The organism is Pandoraea sp. 64-18 (assembly GCF_001899225.1).
Taxonomy (GTDB): Bacteria; Pseudomonadota; Gammaproteobacteria; order Burkholderiales; family Burkholderiaceae; genus Pandoraea; species Pandoraea cepalis.
The window spans coordinates 573812-593818 of the sequence record NZ_MKVU01000020.1; the positions used below are offsets into that span (position 1 = coordinate 573812).

Here is a 20007-nt window from a genome sequence, read left to right on the forward strand (position 1 = left end):
GTTGCCCGGGTCGCTCGCGGCGAACTTCCCCAAATGACGGGAACGTGGAATCATGCAAAGAACAGGCATGATCGCCACCCATTAGAGGAAGTTGCCTCGCCAATGCCCGCCAAACGTGACATCAGCGACGACCTGTCGACCGCCGCATTGCGCCCGTGCACGGCGCCGCTTGGGCCTTGGGCCAGTTATACGTTCGCCGCGCGCCCGGTATTCGCCGCCACGTCGGCCTATCAGCGCATCGAGGTCGTGGATTTGCCGGCATTCGGGGCACTTGGGCGGGCCTATCGACTCGACGGCCGGTTCATGGCTTCGCTCGCCGATGCGCATATCTGCCACGAATGCATGGTGCATCCGCTCTTGCTTGCGCACGGTAACGCCCAGCGCGTGTTGGTGCTTGGCGGGGGGGATGGCGGCTCGGCGCGCGAAGCCTTGCGTCACGCGAGCGTGCGCGAGGTTGTCGTCGCCGAACTCGATGCCCAGGTGCCTGCGACGATCCTGAAGTACATGCCGACGTTGGCGGACGGCGCATTCGACGATCCGCGCACCACGCTTGTCATCGGCGACGCCCGGGATCTCGTCGACGCCGCGCTGGCTCGCGGAGAAGCGTTCGACGCCGTGATTTTCGACCTGACCGACGCTGACGGCGAGGCGGCCACGCTGCATGGCGCACCGTTCTTCGCCAAACTCCGCGCACTACTCGGCCCACGCGGCGCTATCGCCCTGCAACTGGGGGCGCCATGGTTCGAAGCCGATCAAGTCGCGCGCATGCTCGATGCCCTGCGCTCGGTGTTCAAATTTGTCCAACCGATAACCACGTATGTGCCGCTGTACGGCACGTTGTGGGCGCTCGCGTTCGCCAGCGATTCGCTCGACGTGCGTGGCAGCGATGCAACCGCGGCCACGCAGGCTCTGCTATCGCGAGAATCCCTGCGCCACTATGCGCCGGCCCGGCGTGCCGCGCTTTTCGACATCCCGCCGGAACTGATGGCCGTCCTCGGCGATCGATAACCAACCGCGCGACGACGAGATGACGCGACGCAAGTGAATCAAGCCCGCATTCCTTGTATATTGAAAACTCATCGCAACCGTTGGCGGCGGGCCGTTCGCGTATTCGTGCGTCAGGACGAGACTGCTTTACCCACAGCCGACGCTCATACCGGAGCACCGTCATGCCCGATCCCCGCCCCGCCCATGTGCCGTGGTTGACGCCCTACCTGACCGTGCGCGACGCCAAGGCGGCGGCGACGTTCTATGCGCAGGCGTTCGGCTTCTCGGTGCATGACATGGTGAACGACGACGGCATCGTCATGCACGTCGAAATGTTTTATCAAGGGCAATTGATCGTGATGTTCGCCCCCGAGGGCGCGTTCGCGAGCACCGCGCGCACGCCGCGCACCTCCGGTGTGGAGGCGTCGCAGAGCTTCTATGTCTATACGGAAGACGTCGATGCACTATACGCGCAGGCGACCGCCGCCGGCGCGAAGGGGCTAACGCCTCCCAGCGACCAATTCTGGGGCGACCGCTTTTGCCAACTGGAAGACCCGGACGGCTATCGCTGGGGCTTCGCCCGCCCCGTCGCTCCGCGAAGCTGAGCCGCTTCTCCCTCTGACGTTGGGGTATGCTTCTGTCCCCGGCGCCACGCCCGACCGCGCCCTTTCGACTCCCGTCCGTATGCCTCGCTTCTTTATCGATGTGCCGCTGCACGCCGGCGCACTGCTTGATCTTCCCGAGACGGTGGTGCGTCACGCTCAGGTATTGCGCCTGAAGATCGGCGATGCGCTCACGCTTTTCGACGGCACGGGCGGCCAATATCCGGCCGTGCTCACGACGCTGGAAAAGCGCCACGCCACGGCGCAACTCGGCGAACGGGAGGTGCGCGAGGTGGAGACGCCGTACCGCGTCACCCTGGCACAGGGCATCGCCGGCGGCGACAAGATGGACTGGCTGATAGAAAAGGCCATCGAGCTAGGCGTGGCGGACATTCAGCCGCTGATCACCGAACGCTCGGTGATCCGGCTCGACGGGGAACGTGCGGCGAAGCGCGTTGCGCATTGGCAGGCGCTGGCACAGGCCGCTTGCGAGCAATGCGGCCGAAATCGCGTGCCACGCGTCCTGCCGATTCGCCCGATCGGCGCTTGGCTGCGCGAGCAAGGCGCGGTGACAGACGACGGATGGCGTGTGCTATTGTCACCCAGAGCGGACAGCGGTTTCGACTCGCTGCCGCTGCACGCACCGTCTCAGCCAGGCGTTTTGCTGTTCGGCCCGGAAGGCGGACTGGCACCGCACGAAGAATCCCTCGCGCGGGAGGCCGGTTTTATGGCGATTCGCCTGGGCGAACGCATCTTGCGAACGGAAACGGCGGGCATCGCGGTCCTCGCGGCATTGGCCGCGCGCTGGGGCGGTTGGTAAGCCTCGACGATTTGCACATTGGCTTCACAAGCCTAAAGGAGTCATCCCATGGGTATCCTGGATTCCATTCTCGGCGGCATTTCTGGCAATTCGGCCGATGGCGGTAGCGGTAGCGGCGGCAATACCAAGATGTTGCTGCTGATGGGTTTGCTGGCGATGATCGCCAACCGTTCCGGCAACGCGCAGGCACAGGGCGGTCAGGGCGGCGACCTGATTGGCTCGTTGGGGGGCGCACTCAGCGGGATGCTGGGCGGTGCGGCGGCGGGCGGCGGTGGTGCCGGCGGTCTTGGCGGTTTGCTGGGCGGGCTGCTGGGCGGAGGACAAGCACCGCAGCAGGATGCCGCCGGCAACCCCGCGACGTCCCCTGGCGACCTGGTGGGCGCGCTCGGCGGACTGGGCGGACTGACGCAGGTGCTGGAAAATGGCGGCCTGGGCGATGCGATGCGCTCGTGGGTCGGCACCGGCAGCAATCAGCCAGTGTCGGCCGATCAGGTGGCCCAGGCGCTTGGCCCGGGAGGACATCTGCAGCAACTGGCCGATTCGGCGGGCGTCAGCCCGGATGAGGCCGCACAGCAACTGTCGTCGCTGCTGCCCGAGGTGGTCAATCACCTCACACCGAACGGTGATCTACCGCAAGGCCATCTCGACCTGGCAAGCCTCGCCCAGCAATTCCTCGGTGGACGGACCGGCTGAGGCAAGGCCATCCAGGAATCCGATAATCGCCGGCTGAAAACGTAAAAAGGTCCGCAATGCGGACCTTTTTCGTGAGGTTGACGTGACGCATGTTCGCGTCGGGGCGAGACCGGTGACGTCAGACGATGTTTCCGAGGTCACTCACCGACGATTCGCTTGGTGGTCCGTCAGGCAAACGAGTAAAAGACGCGGAACGTGATACGACGCTCAGCCCAGAACTCGGCGGCATCGCGGAACACGTCCAGCAGGGTTTCGCGACCGTCCTTATCGAACTTCGTCGCCACCGGCAATCCCTCGAGCACGACGACAAAACCAGGCTGCGGGCCTGCGTGATGCACCAGATCGGTCAGACAATCGTGCAAGGCGTCGTAATTCTTTCCGAAATGCTTGGGAAACAGGAACGACGTGGCGATCGTCTCCAGCACCTCGGCCTTGCTCTGCGCCTGCGAACAATTGGCGTAGAGGAAGTGCTGCCCGAGTCGCTCGGCCTCTGCGGCCAATTCCGGCACGCGGAATGCGCGGATCGACTGCACGATATTCGGCCTGACGGTCTTGAAAAGACTCATATCTCCCTCTTCCGATAAGGTATGGCGGCGGCCGGCCCGCGCGACAGCATGCAGGCCCAGCACCTGCTTGAACAAGTTGCCCTCGCCCGCACCGAATGGATCTGCCATACGATCTTTCCCGCGTTCCTGTGCGAAAACCGGCTCACTCATACTGCTGTCATTCCCTTATGCGTCTAAAGCTGTTGTAGTGATCTTGTGTGTAGTAACAAGGATCGACCGCCCGCTGGTCCCCGCCACAGATGATGCGCCTGGCGCCCCGATTGCGGGCACCGGGGGTCGGCACCGTGTATTCATGGTAATAGCCACGCCGCATTTTGGGCAGCTGCTTTTCGTAGTTCCCGAACACAACGCCGTCTTTGGCGTAGGGGAACGGCCCGCCCTGGGCAATCAGCGTCAGCGTGCGCTGCGCTTCGCGAGGCAACTCGGCAACGGACACTGTGACCGTTGAACCCGTGACGTATGGCGCGGTTTCGCGCGCCACAGCATTGGACCACAGAAACACACTACCAGCCGCCGTCAGCGCCACGATGCTCCGGTGAAGCCAACGTGCCATGGTCATAGCTAGCCTGTCGCCCGACGTCGTATTGCGCCGCGGGCTTGTTCTGGTGGTTGAAGCCGTAAGGTTATCGCTATTGGTCCAGAGAATCAATGTCGGCTTACATTTTGCAACGAAACAACGCGACAAATTATTGAAAATAAAGGATTTTAAAGAGAGTGAGCGCACACATGACGGTGTGAGCGTGCAAAATGTCTCGCCGGAATGCAAATCGCCGCCCCCAAAAGGGGGCGGCGATTTGTCGTTAACATGTGTCGAACGGTGGCGAACCGCCGCGCGCTCGCCAGACGTCAACGCGCCTGTTGTTGCGCCGCCGCATCGGCCACCACCAGCGCCACCATGTTGATGATGCGTCGCACCGTGGCCGACTCGGTCAGGATATGCACCGGCTTGGCAGCGCCCAGCAGGATTGGCCCGATCGCCACGTTATTGCCCGCCGCCGTCTTGAGCAGATTGTACGCAATGTTCGCGGCGTCGATATTCGGCATGATGAGCAGGTTCGCAGCACCGGTCAGCGTCGATTCCGGCATGATGCGTGCGCGCAGTTCCGGGTCTAGTGCGCAGTCGCCGTGCATTTCGCCGTCAACTTCCAGATCGGGCGCACGTTCCTGCAGGATCGCCAGCGTTTCGCGCATCTTGCGGGCGCACGCGGCGTCGCTGGTACCGAAGTTCGAATGCGACAACAAGGCCACCTTCGGCTGGATACCGAAGCGGCGAATCTCCTCGGCGGCCATCAGCGTGATTTCGGCCAGTTCCTCTGCGCTCGGATCCTGATTGATGTGCGTATCGACCAGGAAAATCTGCCGGTTCGGCAAAATCAGGGCGTTCATCGCCGCATAGACATGCCCCCCGGCCCGCTTGCCGATCACGCGATCGATGAAGTGCAGATGACGGCCCGGTGTCGACACCGTGCCGCAAATCATACCGTCCGCTTCGCCCTTGCGCACCAACATGGCGGCAATCAGGGTCGTGCGGCGACGCATCTCGACGCGCGCATAAGACGCCGTCACGCCCTTGCGGTTCGTCAGCTGGTGATACGTTTCCCAGTAATCGCGATAGCGCTCGTCGTGCTCCGGGTTCACGACGGTGAAGTCGACACCCGGTGTCAGGCGCAGGCCATATTGCTGCACGCGGTGCTCGATCACGGCCGGGCGCCCCACCAGGATCGGCGTGGCGACACGTTCATCCACAAGCACCTGTACGGCACGCAGCACGCGCTCCTCTTCGCCCTCGGCAAACGCAATGCGTTTCATGTTCGCAGGCACGCTGCGCGCAACAGAGAACAGCGGCTTCATCAGACCGCCGCTGTGGTACACGAACTGCTGGAGCGATTGCGCATAGGCATCCACATCCGCGAGGGGACGCGTGGCGACACCGGCGGCCATCGCCGCTTCGGCCACCGCGGTCGCGACCTTGACCAGCAGACGCGGATCGAACGGTTTCGGAATCAGATAGTCGGGGCCGAACGACAGGTTTTTGATCCCGTAGGCCGACGCCACGATATCGCTCTGCTCCTGACGCGCCAATTCCGCCAGCGCATTCACCGCCGCGATTTCCATCGAGCGCGTGATCGTCGTGGCGCCAACATCGATCGCACCGCGGAAGATGAACGGAAAGCAAAGGACGTTGTTGACCTGATTCGGGTAATCGGTGCGGCCCGTCGCCATCACGCAATCCGGACGCACTTCCTTCGCCAGTTCCGGTGTGATCTCTGGATTCGGGTTGGCCAGCGCGAAGATCAGCGGTTTGTCGGCCATCGTCTTGACCATTTCCGGCTTCAGCACGCCGGCAGCCGACAGCCCGAGGAACACGTCGGCGCCGCCAATCACGTCGGCCAGCCCGCGCGCATCAGTCTTTTGCGAGAACCGGATTTTCTCCGGATCCATCAATTCGGTGCGGCCCTCGTACACCACCCCCGCCAGGTCCGTCACCCAGATGTTCTCGATGGACAGCCCCATGTCGACGAGCAGGTCCAGGCACGCAAGCGCGGCAGCGCCCGCGCCGGACGTCACCACCTTCACGGACTTCAGATCCTTGCCGACGACCTTCAGGCCGTTGATCAGCGCCGCGGCCACCACAATGGCCGTGCCGTGCTGATCGTCGTGGAAGACCGGAATCTTCATGCGCTCGCGCAACTTGCGCTCCACGATGAAGCACTCGGGCGCCTTGATATCTTCGAGGTTGATGGCGCCGAAGGTCGGCTCCAGCGCCGCAATGATGTCGACGAGCTTTTCGGGGTCTTTCTCGTCGATTTCGATATCGAACACGTCGATATTGGCGAATTTCTTGAACAACACGCCCTTGCCTTCCATCACCGGCTTGGATGCCAGCGGGCCGATATCACCCAGACCCAGCACGGCCGTGCCGTTCGTGATCACGCCGACCAGATTGCCGCGCGCCGTGTAGCGCGATGCATTGAGCGGGTCGACGACGATCTCCTCACACGCGGCGGCAACGCCCGGCGAATACGCCAGCGCCAGATCGCGCTGGTTGAGCAACTGCTTGGTCGGCGCGATGGCGATTTTGCCGGGCGTGGGGAATTCGTGATACTCGAGCGCAGCTTCGCGCAGTTTCGGATCGATCGGCGTGGGCATGAGGGGAGGCTCTTGACGAACAAAATGGGGTCGGATTTTCAGTGCAAATTGTAGCCCCATTTATTCACGCCACTTATGCAAAAAGCGAATAGGGGCTGCACCTGCGCGGTACGGCTTCCCCGCCGATAGTGGCCAAAATTCCTGGCGATTTCAACGCTGCGCTGCACCATCGCCCGCCTTTTCGAACCACGGACGTCTAGCCCCGTGGGGGGGATCCGAGACGGGCATGGGAATCCGTCTGAATTCCGGGCGTCCGTGCTTTGTTCGCTTGGGAAAGCCCGGGTCGCCTCTTAGAATAGGGGCTTGCCTGTGCATCACCGCAGCCCTTTACTTATTGCCCACCGCCTAATGCTCCCTGGCGTCACGCGTTGCACCGGAGTGGTCCCGCAACGCGATGCGCCCGGTCAAGGCGGGCAACCGCGCCGTTGCTCATGACCCTGACGTCTGCCTCAACTCCACCGCTGTCCGAGTTCTCGCTGATCGACCGCTTCTTCGCCCACGCTACCCGGCCGGGCGAGCATGTGACGCTCGGCATCGGAGACGACTGCGCGTTGCTGCGTCCCCCCACCGGCGAGCAGCTCGCGATTTCGACCGACATGCTCGTGGAGGGCCGCCACTTTTTTGCCGACGTCGACCCGCGCGCGCTCGGTCACAAGACCCTTGCCGTCAATCTGTCGGATCTCGCGGCCATGGGCGCGCGGCCCATGGGCTTCACATTGGCGATTGCCCTGCCCGACAGCGACCCGGCCTGGCTCGCGCCCTTTGCCGAGGGCCTGTCGGCGTTGGCCGACCGTTACGCCTGCCCGCTTGTCGGCGGCGACACCACGCGCGGCCCACGCAATCTTTGTGTGACGGTCTTCGGCAGTGTGCCCGGCGCCCAGGCGTTGCGCCGCGACGCCGCGCAGCCCGGCGACGACATCTGGGTCTCCGGCACCCTCGGCGATGCCCGGCTGGCGCTCGGTGCGATACGTGGGGAATGGACCTTGTCGGACGTCGATCTCGCCCTCGCGCGCCGCGCGCTGGACTGGCCCGAGCCGCAGGTGACGCTCGGACTGGCGCTGCGCGGCGTGGCGCGCGCCGCCCTCGACATCTCCGATGGGCTGCTGGGCGACCTCGGCCATATCCTGGAGCGCTCCGGTGTGAGCGCGACGGTGAACGTCGACGATGTACCGTGCTCCGACCTGCTGGCCGCGCAAACGCCGGTGATTCAGAGAATGTGTGCGCTGGCGGGCGGCGACGACTATCAACTGGGCTTCTGCGCCGACCGTGCGCAACGGCCGCATATCGAGGCGATCGGCAACGAACTCGGCATACGCCTCACGCGTATCGGTACAATAGCGCTTCCCGACGCGCGCCTCGCCCGGCTGCACCTCCAGGACAAGACTGGCGCGTCCGTCGCTGCCGATTTCAAAAGTTTCGACCATTTCCAATGAGCACTGATCAACCGGCCGCCGTCAACTCGGGCAGCGGCCCGCGCCGGCCGAACTCGCGGTTCCTGCTGTCGCACCCTGCCCACCTCTTTTCGCTCGGCTTTGGCACGGGCCTGTCGGCGTTCGCGCCGGGCACCGTGGGCACGCTTTTCGGATGGGCATCGTATCTGGTGCTCAATCTGTACCTGACGGTCACGGGATGGGGCGTGCTGATCGTCGCGTCCATCGTTGGCGGCATCTGGATCTGCGCCTACACAGCGCGCAAGCTTGGCACATCGGATCCGAGCCCCGTCGTCTGGGACGAGATTGTCGCGTTCTGGATCGTGCTGCTGCTCATTACGCCGGCGAGCTTTGTCGGCCAATTGGTGGCCTTCGTGCTGTTCCGATTCTTCGACGCCGTCAAGCCGCCGCCGATCCGATATTTCGACCGCACGGTCAAGGGTGGCCTCGGCATCATGCTGGACGATCTCGTCGCCGCCTTTTGCACGCTGCTCGTCATTGCGCTGTGGCGCTCGATCTGATCGACCGGGCTTGCCGCCGCGCGATGGCGCAAGCCGCATCATGACGGGTGCCTCGCTGGCGCCGTTCCCGCGGGTACGCGCACCGATACCCGTGACCTATTCGTTGCATTGACTTATTGAAGGCGTCGTCCCGTGGTCTCCGAACAAAATCTTCTGGCCCAACTGTCGGTCAAAGTCGGCAATCGTCTGCGTGACGAACGCCTGATGCTGACCACGGCCGAGTCATGCACCGGCGGCCTCGTTGCGGCAGCAATCACCGACGTTTCCGGTAGCAGCCAATGGTTCGAGCGTGGCTTCGTGACGTATTCGAACCAAGCCAAGTCCGAAATGATCGGCGTTCCGCCTGAATTGATCGACAAGCACGGTGCCGTGAGCGAACCGGTGGCACGTGCGATGGCCGAAGGCGCACTGCTGAACAGTCGTGCACAGATCTCGCTGTCGATCACCGGCGTGGCCGGCCCGGGCGGCGGGTCGCCCGAAAAACCGGTGGGTATGGTGTGCTTCGCGTGGAGCAACCGCGTCACGACCCTCGTCGAGACGAAGCGCTTCAAGGGCGATCGCACACAGGTGCGCAGTCAGGCCGCACAGCACGCGCTGCGCGGCGTCATCGAATTCCTCGACCAGGCCGAGACGTAATCGTCGCGCCGCCCTGCGACGTTTGACGACGATCCGCGCATCGGCACGCGGACCGATCAGCGATAGGCGTTGATGCTGTCGCGCGTGTTTTGCGCAGCGGCGGCAGCCGCCGCGGCGAAGTGCTCGTCGCGACCGGCGTAGATGATGGCACGCGACGAGTTGATCATCATGCCCGTCCCGTTCGCGGTGCGACCGGCTTTGACCGTCGCTTCGACGTCCCCGCCCTGAGCGCCCACGCCGGGAATCAGCAGCGGCATGTCGCCGACGATGCTGCGCACGGCAGCGATTTCTGCCGGGAACGTCGCACCCACCACCAGGCTGATCTGCCCGCTCGTATTCCACGGCCCCGCGGCCAGGCGCGCCACCGTCTGATACAGCGGCTTGCCATCGACATCGAGGAATTGCAGATCGCTGCCGCCCGGGTTCGACGTACGGCACAGCACGACGACACCCTTCTCGGCATGCGCCAGATACGGCTCCAGCGAATCGAAGCCCATGTAGGGATTCACCGTCACGGCGTCGGCACGATAGCGCTCGAACGCTTCGCGCGCATACTGCTCGGCGGTGCTGCCGATGTCGCCACGCTTGGCGTCCAGAATCACTGGCAGGCCCGGATGATCGGCGTGGATATGGGCGATCAGCCGTTCGAGCTGCTCCTCGGCGCGATGCGCAGCGAAATAGGCGATCTGCGGCTTGAATGCACACGCGTAGGGGGCGGTAGCATCCACAATCTGGCGGCAGAACTCGAAAATCGCGTCTGGCTGCGCTTGCAGATGCGCGGGAATGCGCGACGGCTCGGGATCCAGGCCCACGCAAAGCAGAGAATTGTTGCGCGTCCAGGCCGCGTTAAGTACTTCGGTGAATGTCATGACGGGGTTCCGGCGGGGTTCCGGCGGCGGTATTCCGACGGCGGGTGATTCGAGACTGATTCCTTCCAGCAAGGCCGACATTTTACCTGCTCCGCGCGCCGGTCGAACCAATCCGCGCGCTTCGCGTCAATCTTGATATCGGTGCTCTCGGGCCCCCATCAACACGGAGAACCCCCATATGACTGAGGTTACCCCCCCGCTCGCGTCCTTCGACGCCGTGATGGGCTTTCTCGCGGCCAACGCCGTCCGCTACGGTCTGTCGCTCGTACAGGCCGTGTTGATTCTGTTGATCGGCTTCTGGATCGCGAAGCGACTGGCGCGCTTCGTACACCGAACGTTGAGCCGTTCGCCCCACTTCGACGCAACGCTCAAACCGCTCATCGAGTCGATCGCGCTCTGGTCGGTGCGCATCATCACGCTCGTTGCCGTGCTCGCTCAATTCGGTGTGCAGACCGCCAGCATCATCGCGGTGCTCGGCGCGGCAGGCCTGGCCATCGGGCTGGCCCTGCAAGGCACGTTGCAGAATATTGCGGCGGGTACGATGCTGCTGGTGCTGCGCCCGTTCCGCAACGGCGACTACATTACGGCCGGCGCGTCGGTGGCCGGCACCGTCGATGAAATCGGCCTGTTCACCACCACGCTCACAAATGCCGACGGCATCTACGTCTGCGTGCCGAACAACCAGATCTGGGGCCAGCCGATCACGAACTTCAGCCGCAACGCCACGCGTCGTATGGAGGTCACCGTGGGCATCGCGCTCGACGACGATCTCGATGCCGCCATGACAGCACTGCGCGCCCACGTGGCAGAAGACGCGCGAGTGCTCGACAAGCCGGCACCGGAAATCATGGTCAAGCAGGTCAGCGACAACGCCGTGATTGTGAACGTGCGGGTATGGTCATTGCTGGGTAACTACTGGGGCCTCTATTGGGACCTCCAGCGCGGCGTCAAGGAGACGGTCGAGGCCGTGGGTTGCTCACTCCCGTATCCGACGCGCACTGTCATGCACGTGCCAGCACAGCCGATACCGGACGCGGCCCCCTCGCGACACTAGCCCCACACACGCCCGCGCGTGCTCGTCGTGCGACAGTCCACGCGCGGGGGGCTATCCGCCTATTGTGGCAACTCCGCCGCCCCCATGCGACGCGCGATCACGCCGGCGCGTTGCGCAAGGTACGGCGAATTGCGATGGGCATCGAAGTAGCGCGGACGCGGCAACATCACCGCCAGCCGCGCCGCCTGCCAAGCGGAGAGCTTCGAGGCCGGAATGCCGTAGTAGTGCCGTGCCGCAGCTTCCGCGCCGAACACGCCCTCGCCCCACTCCACCGAATTGAGATAGATCTCGAAGATCCGCTGCTTCGTCATCCAGAACTCGAGCATCCACGTGATGCTCAATTCTTCGGCCTTGCGCAGGTAACTTCGCTCGCTCGACAGGAACAGATTCTTCGCCAGTTGCTGGGAGAGGGTCGAGCCGCCCGCGACGATGCGCCCCTTCTTCTGATTCTTCTCCCATGCGCCGAGCATCGCGTCGATCTCGAAGCCATCGTGATTGACGAAGTTCGCGTCCTCGCTCGCGATGATGGCGCGCTTCAGATGTCGCGAAATCTGGTCGTACGGCACCCATTGGTGCTTGAGCGTCGCCGTCGGATCCGTTTCATGCAATCGCGCGGCGGCCGCGCGCATAAACGCCGTCGACGACGGATCGAAACGCACCCACCAGCCAATCTGCACGAAGTAATAGAGCTGCGTGGCAAGCACGCCCACGAAGACCAACGTGACAACGTAGGCTGTCCACTGCCACGCCCCCCAGCGGCGATGGCGAGTCGTGCGCGAAGCGCGTCGCGGCGCAGCCATCGGCAACGTCAACCTTTCGCTGCGAGCCGGGCGCGCAAGGCGGTTCGCACGGCATCGGTCGACGGCCGCACGCCGCGCCACACCGCGAACGCTTCGGCCGCCTGCTCGACGAGCATGCCGAGACCGTCGGCCGCGCGCGTCGCCCCGGCCGCCAATGCGTGCGTCATGAACACCGTTGGCTGCGCGCCGTACATCATGTCATAGGCAAGCGCCCCTTCCGCATAGACGCCCGCAGGCAGCGGCGGTACGTCGCCTTGAAGGCTACCGGCCGTGGCGTTAATGACGACATCGAACGCCGCGGGGACCGCGTCCCATCCGCCACCGGCGAGCGCCACGCCACGGCGCTCAGCGGCGTTGGCGAACCGTGCGACGAGTTCGTCGGCGCGCGCGGCCGTGCGATTGGCGACAAACAGCGCCGCCGGCCCCGCCTCGATCAGCGGCAACATTGCCCCGCGCGACGCACCGCCTGCGCCGAGCAGCAACACGCGCCGGCCCTTGAGCGATACGCCCAGCGGCCCCTCGATATCGCGCACGAGCCCCACGCCGTCAGTGTTGTCGCCCGTGATGCCCCGCGCGTCGAACACCAGCGTGTTGACGGCGCCCGCCGCCTGCGCGCGTTCGGTCAGACGATCCGCCAACGCGTGGGCCTCGAGCTTGAACGGGACGGTGACGTTGGCCCCGCGAGCACCGTTGTCGATAAAGGTGCGCACGGTGGCGGCAAACCCATCGAGCGGCGCGAGCAGGCGCTCATAGGTGAGATGCTGGCCGGTTTCGCGCGCGAACTCGGCGTGAATGAACGGCGACTGGCTGTGTTCGACGGGATGACCGATCACGGCGTAGCGATCGGCCTGCAGTTCCCCGGAGGGCGTTTGGTTTGTCATCGTTGTCAAAGACGCGGCGCCTGGCTTTCGCCCAGGCGCCGCAATTACTTGCGTCCACGTGCATCAGATACGGTGTTTTGCCGTGACTCGGCAGGCATCGGTCGCCGGAAACCTTCATATCACGTTGCCGACAAACCGCGCGAATGTCATCGAATAGTACACGCAGCGTCCCTGTGGCTTCGGGCGTTTGCCGACGATTCGCCCGTGGCGCCCTACCGCGCCGCGGCGACCGACGGTGACGCAAGCGTCTCGGCCTGCACCCCCTGGCGCGAGAAGGTCATCCGCGTCACGATCTCGAGAATGTCATAGCGCTGCCGCATCTCGGGCGAGAAGTCGCCAAACGGCGCACTGGCCTGTACGATCGCCACCGCGCGGCGGTCGAGATCGCGATTGCCAGAGCTTCGCGTGACTTCCACGCCCGCGACATTCCAGCCGTCCTTGTGATAGCCGAGCCCGCCCCGCTGATTGACGTTAAGCGTGACGATCAGCTCGCCATAGAGACGCTCGTTGCCGATCTGGGGAAAATGCTCCGTGCCGTAGCGCTCTACGCGATGACGCAGCGTGTCGAAATAGCGCGCATACGCCACTTCACGGGTATTGGCTGTGACCTGGCCGCGTTTCGGACGGGTCTGATAAGCGCGCAACTGCTTGTCGATTTCCGCCTGCAGACGGGCGATCTTCTGGTCGACGTTCTGATCGTCGAGTCCTTGCCCGCGCTGCGGCGCGTCGGCGCGATGCCGCTGCGACGCCGGCGTGGCGGCGTATTGATTGCGCAGTTGCGTCAGCAGCTTTTCCTGCGTCGCTTCCAGTTCGCTCACGTTGCGCTGGATTTGCGCGATGGGCGCGCCGTCGCGATCGAGCGCGCGTGACGGCAGCGGTGATGTCGCACGCTCGCCGTCGTGCTCGCCGCCGCCCACGAGGTTGGCCTGCGCGAGCGCCGTGGCCTTGTCGGGGGCGTTGGCCGACTTCGCGTTGACGAGGACGACATCGAGCGGCGTGTCCGCACTATGCAGTCGGAAACTGTCGGGCGCGACGAAATGCACCGCCAGCGCGAGCAGGTGGACCAGCGCGGAAAATGCCAGGCCCGTGGCAAGCGGATGCTCGCGCATCAGCGACCCGCCGCGGCGGCGCGCCGCGCGCAGGTTGCCTGCCGCGAGAGCGGGTTTCAGCACGCCGAACCGGGAGACGCGTCGCGCCCCCCCGCCACCATCAGCGCGGCAGCAAGCGACGAAGTGCCGGACGCAACATCAACGGTGTGCGACGCCGCGGCGGTGACGTCGGCCAAGGCCGAGGCGACGTCGTCGTCACCCTGGCTTTCGTCGCGGCCGTCGCTTTCGGTATCGTTCGCCCCCTCCGCATCGTTGGCGCCATCGGCATCGTCGGCCCCTCCCGCGTCGTCGCCACCTTCGGCCCCATCGCCTCCATCGTGCCCCCCACCGCCGTCTCCTGCACCGCCGGCGCCTTCGTCATCGTCTTCGCCCAGTCCGTTCTGGCTGGCGCCCAACACCTGCGCGACACGTACCGAGATGCTGAGCGTGACGACATCGAGCGAGAGCACGTCGAGCATGATCTGCGTACCGCGCGCGTGCGGGCCAAGCCCCAGAACGATCAGCGTCAGCGGAATATCGTTCAGGCGCACGGTGTCACCCTTGAGCACGCTCGCCTGGACCTGCGACTTGTTCTCCTGAATCAACCAGCGCAGGCACCAGTAGCGCTCCATCCGGCTCTGGTGCTCGGCATAAGCCGCATAGGCGGCTTCGAAGCTCGACACGGTCACGTACAGGTCGGCATCCTTGGGCTTGAAGGGTGCCGCCAGCTTGGCCGTCACGCCGTGACGCACGCACGCAAGCAACTGCCACTGGTTGACCAGATCCACATAGCGACGCAGCGGCGAGGTGCTCCATGCGTATTGCTCGACACCCAGACCTTCGTGCGGCGCCGGCGATGTCTGCATGCGCGTGCGATTCACGCCGTAAGCACGCTGCGCGCGGTAGATGCCGGGCACGCCGCACTCGGCCAGCAGGCGTCCCCACCGGCTGTTCGCGAGAATCGCCATCTCGGCGACGATCAGGTCCAGCGGCGCGCCGCGCATACGCTGCTTGATCGTGACCTGCTCGCCTTCGACGTAGAAATTGAAGTCGGTCTTGTTCTGCACTTCCGGACGCAGGCCATAACCCACGCGCGCGGCCTGACGTTTCTCGTAGAGCGACTGCGCGAACGGCCACAACAGCCGCAGCGCTTCCTTGTGCGGATACTCGCCGCTGCCATCGGCCAGCGTCTCGGCCGTGATGATCGCGTCGAGTTCGTTGTGACGCAGGTTTGCCGAGATCGGCACCCGCTCGGCATGCGTTTCCGTCGCCACGATTTCGTACGTGTCAGCCTTGACCACGACATACAGCGACAGTGCCGGACGCGCGCCGCCCTCGGCAAGCGTGTACGCCTCGACTATCGCATCGGGGAGCATCGTGATCTTTTCGCCCGGCGCATAGACCGTCGACAGACGCGCGCGCGCGATCTCATCAATGGCGTCACCCCGCGTAATGCCGAGTGCCGGCGCCGCAATGTGGATGCCGACACGCAACAGCCCATCGGGCAGTACCTGCACCGAGAGGGCGTCGTCGATCTCGGTCGTCGTCGAATCGTCGATGGAGAACGCCTGCACGTCGGCCAGCGGCAAGTCGTCGCCGGGTACCGGGATCGGCCCGAGTTCCGGGAAGCCGGTGCCGCGCGGGAAGTGTTCGTAGAGGAACGCCGCCTCGTGATACGCGCGCGGCGACGAAATGCCGCCGCAGGCGAGCATCACCTCGGCGTGCGTCTTGCCCAGCGCCATGGCGGCGGCGTCGAGCGCCTTCCACTCGATGGTGTTCTTGTCGGGACGGAACAGCAACAGCAGTTCCTTGCCCTTGAGCGCGTCGGGCAGCGTGCCGGCGATCAGTTGATCGGCATACACGGCCTGCAATTCCGCCTGCTGTTGCTTGCGGGCGAGTCCCGCGAGCGCGGCCTGCAGTTGTTCCTCCGGCGCGCGTTGGTACTGACCGCGGCCTTTTCGGCGGAAGTACACTGGCGAAGCCTGCAGCGCCAGCGCGAGCCCGGCCTGTTGCGCAACGCCGGCGCCTTCGCCGAAATACTCGGCAGCGAGCACCGGGAACGCGAACTCCTCGGCAGGCGCGCATTCCCACAGGAAACTCATGTCGATGTCCTGTGCGGCGGCCTGCGCCTGCGTCATCAGCTCCGCGGGCGACGGCGACTCGAAACGCAGCAGCACGTCGCGCCCCTTGATCTTGCTGCGGCGTCCACCGGGCAGCTCCACCTGGTACGACTCACCTTGCTGCGACAACACCGTGCCAGCCTTGAAGCCGCCGGATTCCTCAAAAAAAATATTCATGAAACAGCCATCGATCGCAATAGGCGACATTGTAGCCCGCCAACCTGCGGCGGTTTAGGGCGGAAGGGGCAAACGCGTTATTCGCCCGCGAACGGACCGGCGGCACCGGGCGAGGGGGGAACGTCGATGCCGGCGAAGCGCAGCACGTCGTCCATATAGTTGGCGAAATCGGAAATGCCGTGGTCGCTGCCGTCGATCACCGTGAGCTTCGCCCCCGGAAACTTCGCCACCATGTCTCGGTAGTCGAGGGTCTGGTCGCCGGTCGCGGCCACAAGGTAGTAGCGCTCGGGACGCGTGATGTGGGCCACGTCGATCATGCGCAGCTCGTCCAGGTGACGCGGCTCAACGACGATAGTGCCGCCGCCATGCCACATCGGCTGCTCGCCGAGCCACTTGCCCAGATCGTCGTACGGGCGCGTGGCCGGGTTGAGCAGCACCGCGCGGCAACCGAGCTTCTCGGCCAGATACGTGGCGTAATAGCCGCCCAGCGAGCTGCCCACGATGGTCAACTCGTCGGCCTTCACGCCGGTGAGCAGACGCTGCGCGTCGACGACCGCGGCCAGCGGCGACGGCGGCAATTGCGGGCAAGCCCACTCGCGCCCCAGGCCGAGGCGGTGCATGCGCGCGGCCATCAATTGCGCCTTGAAGGAGCGCGGCGACGAACGGAAGCCGTGCAAATAGAGAATCATGTGAGCCCCGATAAAAGCTGGTCAGTACCCGGACACCAAGGCGTGCAAATCAGGCGCGCGCCGCCAGTGCATCGAGCAATTTCTGGTGAATGCCGCCGAAGCCGCCGTTGCTCATCACCACGATCTGGTCCCCCGGACGCGCTGCCGCGCTCACCGCGCGCACCAGTCCGTCGATGTCGCTGAACGCCTGCGCACGCGCGCCGAGCGGAGCGAGCGCCTCGGTCAGATTCCAGCCGAGGGCGTCCTTCCCGGACGGCGCGCCGTAGCCGAACACCAGGTCGGCATCGGCAAGGCTGGCCGGCAATTGCGCCTTCATCACGCCCAGCTTCATCGTATTCGAGCGCGGCTCGAGCACCGCCAGAATGCGGGCGGTGCCGGCGCGGCGTCGCAGTCCGGCCAGCGTCGTCTGAATGGCGGTCGGATGGTGCGCAAAATCGTCGTAAACAGTGGCGCCGGCCGCTTCGCCGCGCACCTCCATACGACGCTTCACATTCTGGAACTTGCCCAGCGACGCCGCCCCCTGCTCCGGCGGCACACCCACGTGCCGTGCGGCCGCCAACGCCGCCAGCGCGTTCATCCGGTTGTGCTCGCCCTGCAGCGACCACTTCACTTCCCCGGCGGCCATCGCCCCATGGTGGGCCCAGAACGCCTCTTGCCCCGCCGCGAGTGTGTCGTTCGCCTGGGCGACATGCCAGCCGTCGGCCACACCGAAGCGCTCCACCTCGCTCCAGCAGCCGCGCGCCAGCACGCGCTCAAGCGCAGCCTCACGACCATTGACGATAAGGCGGCCCTGGCCCGGCACGGTGCGCACCAGATGGTGGAATTGCGTCTCGATCGCTGTCAGATCGGGGAAGATATCGGCGTGATCGAACTCAAGATTATTCAGGATCGCGGTGCGCGGATGGTAATGAACGAACTTGGAGCGCTTGTCGAAGAACGCCGTATCGTATTCGTCGGCCTCGATCACGAAGAAGTCGCTGTCGGTCAGTCGCGCCGAGATGCCGAAGTTCATCGGCACACCGCCGACCAGGAAGCCCGGTTGGTAGCCCGCGTCTTCGAGAATCCAGGCGAGCATCGATGTCGTCGTCGTCTTCCCATGCGTTCCCGCCACGGCCAACACCCACTTCTTCGACAGCACGTGCTCGCCGAGCCATTGCGGGCCCGACGTGTACGGCAGATTCCGATTGAGGATCTCTTCCATCAGCGGGTTGCCGCGCGACACCACGTTACCGATGACGAACAGGTCGGGTTTGAGCGAGACCTGATCGGCGTCAAACCCTTCGATCAGCCGAATGCCCTGCGCTTCGAGCTGGGTGCTCATCGGCGGATAGACGTTCGCATCGCAACCGGTGACGGTGTGACCGGCCTGCCGGGCGAGCACCGCGAGACCGCCCATGAACGTGCCGCAGATGCCAAGAATATGAATATGCATGGATGGGGAGCGAGGTGAGGACGGGCCGAACCCGTGCGGGAAATGGGGGAGGCCGAACAGCCAGAATCACCATTGTACCTGCGGCGGGAAGCGCAATGCCTTTCGGGTATCATCGTGCGCATGACACGCAAATCCTGGTCCGACGCCCAACGCCTGCGCGAAGAAATCGCTCTGGTGGCCGCCCGCCTCATCGCCGAGGAGGGCGCTGACTATGCCACCGCGAAACGCAAGGCGGCGAAGCAAGTGACCGGCGAGGCGCGGATTGCGGGTGAATTGCTGCCGGATAACGACCAAATCGAAACGGAAGTCCGCGAGTACGTGCAGACGTTCCTCTCGGACACGCAGCCGGCTGAGCTGGCGCATTTGCGTCAGGTCGCGCTGACGGTCATGACGGCACTGGCGCGCTACCGGCCTTATATTACTGGTGCCGTGTACAACGGCACGGCAACGTCACTATCTGATATCTATTTGCAGGCATTTTGCGACAATCCAAAGGAAGTCGCCATCGATCTGTTGAACCGGGGTATCGATTACGAGGTCTCGGAAAGTCGCCACTTCAATGGTCGCGGCATGGTCGAGACGCTGAGTTTCCTGTGGCGCGAGCGGGGGCAGCGCGGCGAACCCGCCGGCGTGCACCTGTCCTTGTATTCCCTCGACGACATGCGCGGCGCACTCAAGGCCACCGACGGGAATGGCCGCCCCGTGCGCGTCGATGCGCACGGCCTGAGCACACTGATCGACGGCGCCGAGGCCATGGAGCAGGCATCCAACCACTGACCTTCGCCCGAATGTCGGCAACATGCCCATCAACCTGTCGCCATTCTCCGTAATTGCCATCCGTCTAACGTCTATTTCCCGCCACTTCCGCCCCATCCATCATGGTAAAACGCATCGTTCCTCTGCTGATTCTGGCGCTCGTGGGGCTGGCGGCCGGCTTTTGGTTCGGCCATCGAAACCAGGCGCCTGCAAACGCGCCCGATGCCGCTGTCGCCCAACTGCTCGCCACGCGGCTTCCTGACTTGGCGGGCAACGAGCAGGCCATCTCGCAATGGCGTGGCAAAACGCTGGTCATCAACTTCTGGGCTCCATGGTGCGGGCCCTGCGTGGAGGAAATGCCCGATCTCCAAGCACTTTCGAGTGAATTCAAGGGAAAAAACGTCCAATTCGTAGGAATCGGCATTGATACTGCCCCGAACATGATCGCGTTCGAGCAAAAGGTGAAGGTTGATTACCCGCTCCTCGTGGCGGGCTACGCAGGCACCGACCTCGCCCGCGCACTGGGCAACAAGGCGGGCGCGCTACCGTATACCGTCGTGGTTGATCCTCAAGGCCGCTTGCACTACCAGAAGCTCGGCCGTATTACGTCGGATGAAGTGCGCTCGGCCCTCAGGCCGACGCGCTGACATCGCGCCGTCCAGCCGGGCGCGCGGGAAGTCCCGCCAGACGTGACCGACGGGGCTTCATTTTCACCCCACTGGACAAAATCCACCAA

Annotated in this window: 20 protein-coding genes; 10 read left to right on the top strand and 10 right to left on the bottom strand. The window is 64.5% G+C overall.

Annotated elements, in window-relative coordinates; translation table 11 throughout:
• The first annotated feature begins 102 nt into the window (after positions 1 to 102).
• The 4 genes from BGP02_RS19695 (at position 103) to BGP02_RS19710 (ending at position 3102) form a co-directional block, all read left to right on the top strand.
• Entirely contained in the window at positions 103 to 1008 is a 906-nt protein-coding gene (locus BGP02_RS19695; RefSeq protein WP_286799064.1) for a spermine/spermidine synthase domain-containing protein, read from the top strand.
• A 161-nt stretch (positions 1009 to 1169) separates the two neighbouring features.
• Positions 1170 to 1592 (top strand): VOC family protein, encoded by a 423-nt coding sequence (locus BGP02_RS19700; RefSeq protein WP_017231756.1) that lies wholly within the window; start codon positions 1170 to 1172, stop codon positions 1590 to 1592.
• Positions 1593 to 1671: 79 nt separating this feature from the next.
• Complete coding sequence (locus BGP02_RS19705; protein ID WP_286799065.1) at positions 1672 to 2409, top strand: 16S rRNA (uracil(1498)-N(3))-methyltransferase; 738 nt, start codon at positions 1672 to 1674, stop codon at positions 2407 to 2409.
• A 48-nt stretch (positions 2410 to 2457) separates the two neighbouring features.
• The gene (locus BGP02_RS19710) at positions 2458 to 3102 is read left to right on the top strand and encodes a YidB family protein (RefSeq protein ID WP_017231754.1); all 645 of its coding nucleotides are present in this window, start codon (positions 2458 to 2460) and stop codon (positions 3100 to 3102) included.
• Positions 3103 to 3269: 167 nt separating this feature from the next.
• Here the strand turns inward: BGP02_RS19710 and BGP02_RS19715 are convergent, their stop codons facing one another.
• The 3 genes from BGP02_RS19715 to BGP02_RS19725 all read right to left on the bottom strand — a co-directional run bounded on the left by BGP02_RS19715 (position 3270) and on the right by BGP02_RS19725 (position 6818).
• Positions 3270 to 3776 (bottom strand): barstar family protein, encoded by a 507-nt coding sequence (locus BGP02_RS19715; protein WP_017231753.1) that lies wholly within the window; start codon positions 3774 to 3776, stop codon positions 3270 to 3272.
• Between the two features lie 49 nt (positions 3777 to 3825).
• On the bottom strand, positions 3826 to 4221 hold the full coding sequence (locus BGP02_RS19720) for a guanyl-specific ribonuclease (RefSeq protein WP_026131556.1): 396 nt from the start codon (positions 4219 to 4221) through the stop codon (positions 3826 to 3828).
• 293 nt (positions 4222 to 4514) lie between these two features.
• Positions 4515 to 6818, bottom strand: coding sequence for an NADP-dependent malic enzyme (locus tag BGP02_RS19725; RefSeq protein WP_017231751.1), 2304 nt, complete (start codon positions 6816 to 6818; stop codon positions 4515 to 4517).
• 431 nt (positions 6819 to 7249) lie between these two features.
• Between BGP02_RS19725 and thiL the strand changes: the two genes are divergently transcribed.
• The 3 genes from thiL to BGP02_RS19740 all read left to right on the top strand — a co-directional run bounded on the left by thiL (position 7250) and on the right by BGP02_RS19740 (position 9405).
• On the top strand, positions 7250 to 8251 hold the full coding sequence (gene thiL, locus BGP02_RS19730) for a thiamine-phosphate kinase (protein WP_150564246.1): 1002 nt from the start codon (positions 7250 to 7252) through the stop codon (positions 8249 to 8251).
• Positions 8248 to 8769 (top strand): phosphatidylglycerophosphatase A family protein, encoded by a 522-nt coding sequence (locus BGP02_RS19735; protein WP_017231749.1) that lies wholly within the window; start codon positions 8248 to 8250, stop codon positions 8767 to 8769. Before thiL ends, BGP02_RS19735 begins: the two co-directional genes overlap by 4 nt.
• Positions 8770 to 8901: 132 nt before the next feature.
• Positions 8902 to 9405, top strand: coding sequence for a CinA family protein (locus BGP02_RS19740; protein ID WP_017231748.1), 504 nt, complete (start codon positions 8902 to 8904; stop codon positions 9403 to 9405).
• A gap of 56 nt (positions 9406 to 9461) precedes the next feature.
• Here the strand turns inward: BGP02_RS19740 and pyrF are convergent, their stop codons facing one another.
• On the bottom strand, positions 9462 to 10274 hold the full coding sequence (pyrF, locus tag BGP02_RS19745; protein WP_261939707.1) for an orotidine-5'-phosphate decarboxylase: 813 nt from the start codon (positions 10272 to 10274) through the stop codon (positions 9462 to 9464).
• Positions 10275 to 10452: 178 nt separating this feature from the next.
• Between pyrF and BGP02_RS19750 the strand changes: the two genes are divergently transcribed.
• Positions 10453 to 11328, top strand: a complete 876-nt coding sequence (locus tag BGP02_RS19750; protein ID WP_017231746.1) for a mechanosensitive ion channel family protein — start codon at positions 10453 to 10455, stop codon at positions 11326 to 11328.
• A 59-nt stretch (positions 11329 to 11387) separates the two neighbouring features.
• Here BGP02_RS19750 and mtgA read toward each other — a convergent pair whose 3' ends face one another.
• The 6 genes from mtgA to mpl form a co-directional block, all read right to left on the bottom strand.
• Positions 11388 to 12128 carry a monofunctional biosynthetic peptidoglycan transglycosylase gene (gene mtgA, locus BGP02_RS19755; RefSeq protein ID WP_261939706.1) on the bottom strand — a complete coding sequence of 247 codons (741 nt, stop codon included), beginning with the start codon at positions 12126 to 12128 and terminating at the stop codon, positions 11388 to 11390.
• 8 nt (positions 12129 to 12136) lie between these two features.
• The gene (aroE, locus tag BGP02_RS19760; protein WP_286799066.1) at positions 12137 to 13009 is read right to left on the bottom strand and encodes a shikimate dehydrogenase; all 873 of its coding nucleotides are present in this window, start codon (positions 13007 to 13009) and stop codon (positions 12137 to 12139) included.
• A 212-nt stretch (positions 13010 to 13221) separates the two neighbouring features.
• On the bottom strand, positions 13222 to 14181 hold the full coding sequence (locus BGP02_RS19765) for an energy transducer TonB (protein ID WP_017231501.1): 960 nt from the start codon (positions 14179 to 14181) through the stop codon (positions 13222 to 13224).
• Positions 14175 to 16394, bottom strand: coding sequence for a ribonuclease catalytic domain-containing protein (locus BGP02_RS19770; protein ID WP_083902146.1), 2220 nt, complete (start codon positions 16392 to 16394; stop codon positions 14175 to 14177). Before BGP02_RS19770 ends, BGP02_RS19765 begins: the two co-directional genes overlap by 7 nt.
• A 77-nt stretch (positions 16395 to 16471) precedes the next feature.
• A complete protein-coding gene (locus BGP02_RS19775; RefSeq protein WP_286799067.1) occupies positions 16472 to 17083 on the bottom strand; it encodes a YqiA/YcfP family alpha/beta fold hydrolase in 612 nt (203 codons plus the stop codon).
• Positions 17084 to 17132: 49 nt separating this feature from the next.
• Complete coding sequence (mpl, locus tag BGP02_RS19780) at positions 17133 to 18515, bottom strand: UDP-N-acetylmuramate:L-alanyl-gamma-D-glutamyl-meso-diaminopimelate ligase (RefSeq protein ID WP_017231504.1); 1383 nt, start codon at positions 18513 to 18515, stop codon at positions 17133 to 17135.
• Positions 18516 to 18635: 120 nt separating this feature from the next.
• On the opposite strand from mpl, the gene BGP02_RS19785 reads away from it, so the two are divergent.
• Both BGP02_RS19785 and BGP02_RS19790 read left to right on the top strand, forming a co-directional pair.
• Positions 18636 to 19292, top strand: a complete 657-nt coding sequence (locus BGP02_RS19785) for a hypothetical protein (protein WP_026131506.1) — start codon at positions 18636 to 18638, stop codon at positions 19290 to 19292.
• Positions 19293 to 19393: 101 nt separating this feature from the next.
• Positions 19394 to 19918, top strand: a complete 525-nt coding sequence (locus BGP02_RS19790; RefSeq protein WP_017231506.1) for a TlpA family protein disulfide reductase — start codon at positions 19394 to 19396, stop codon at positions 19916 to 19918.
• Positions 19919 to 20007 lie beyond the last annotated feature (89 nt).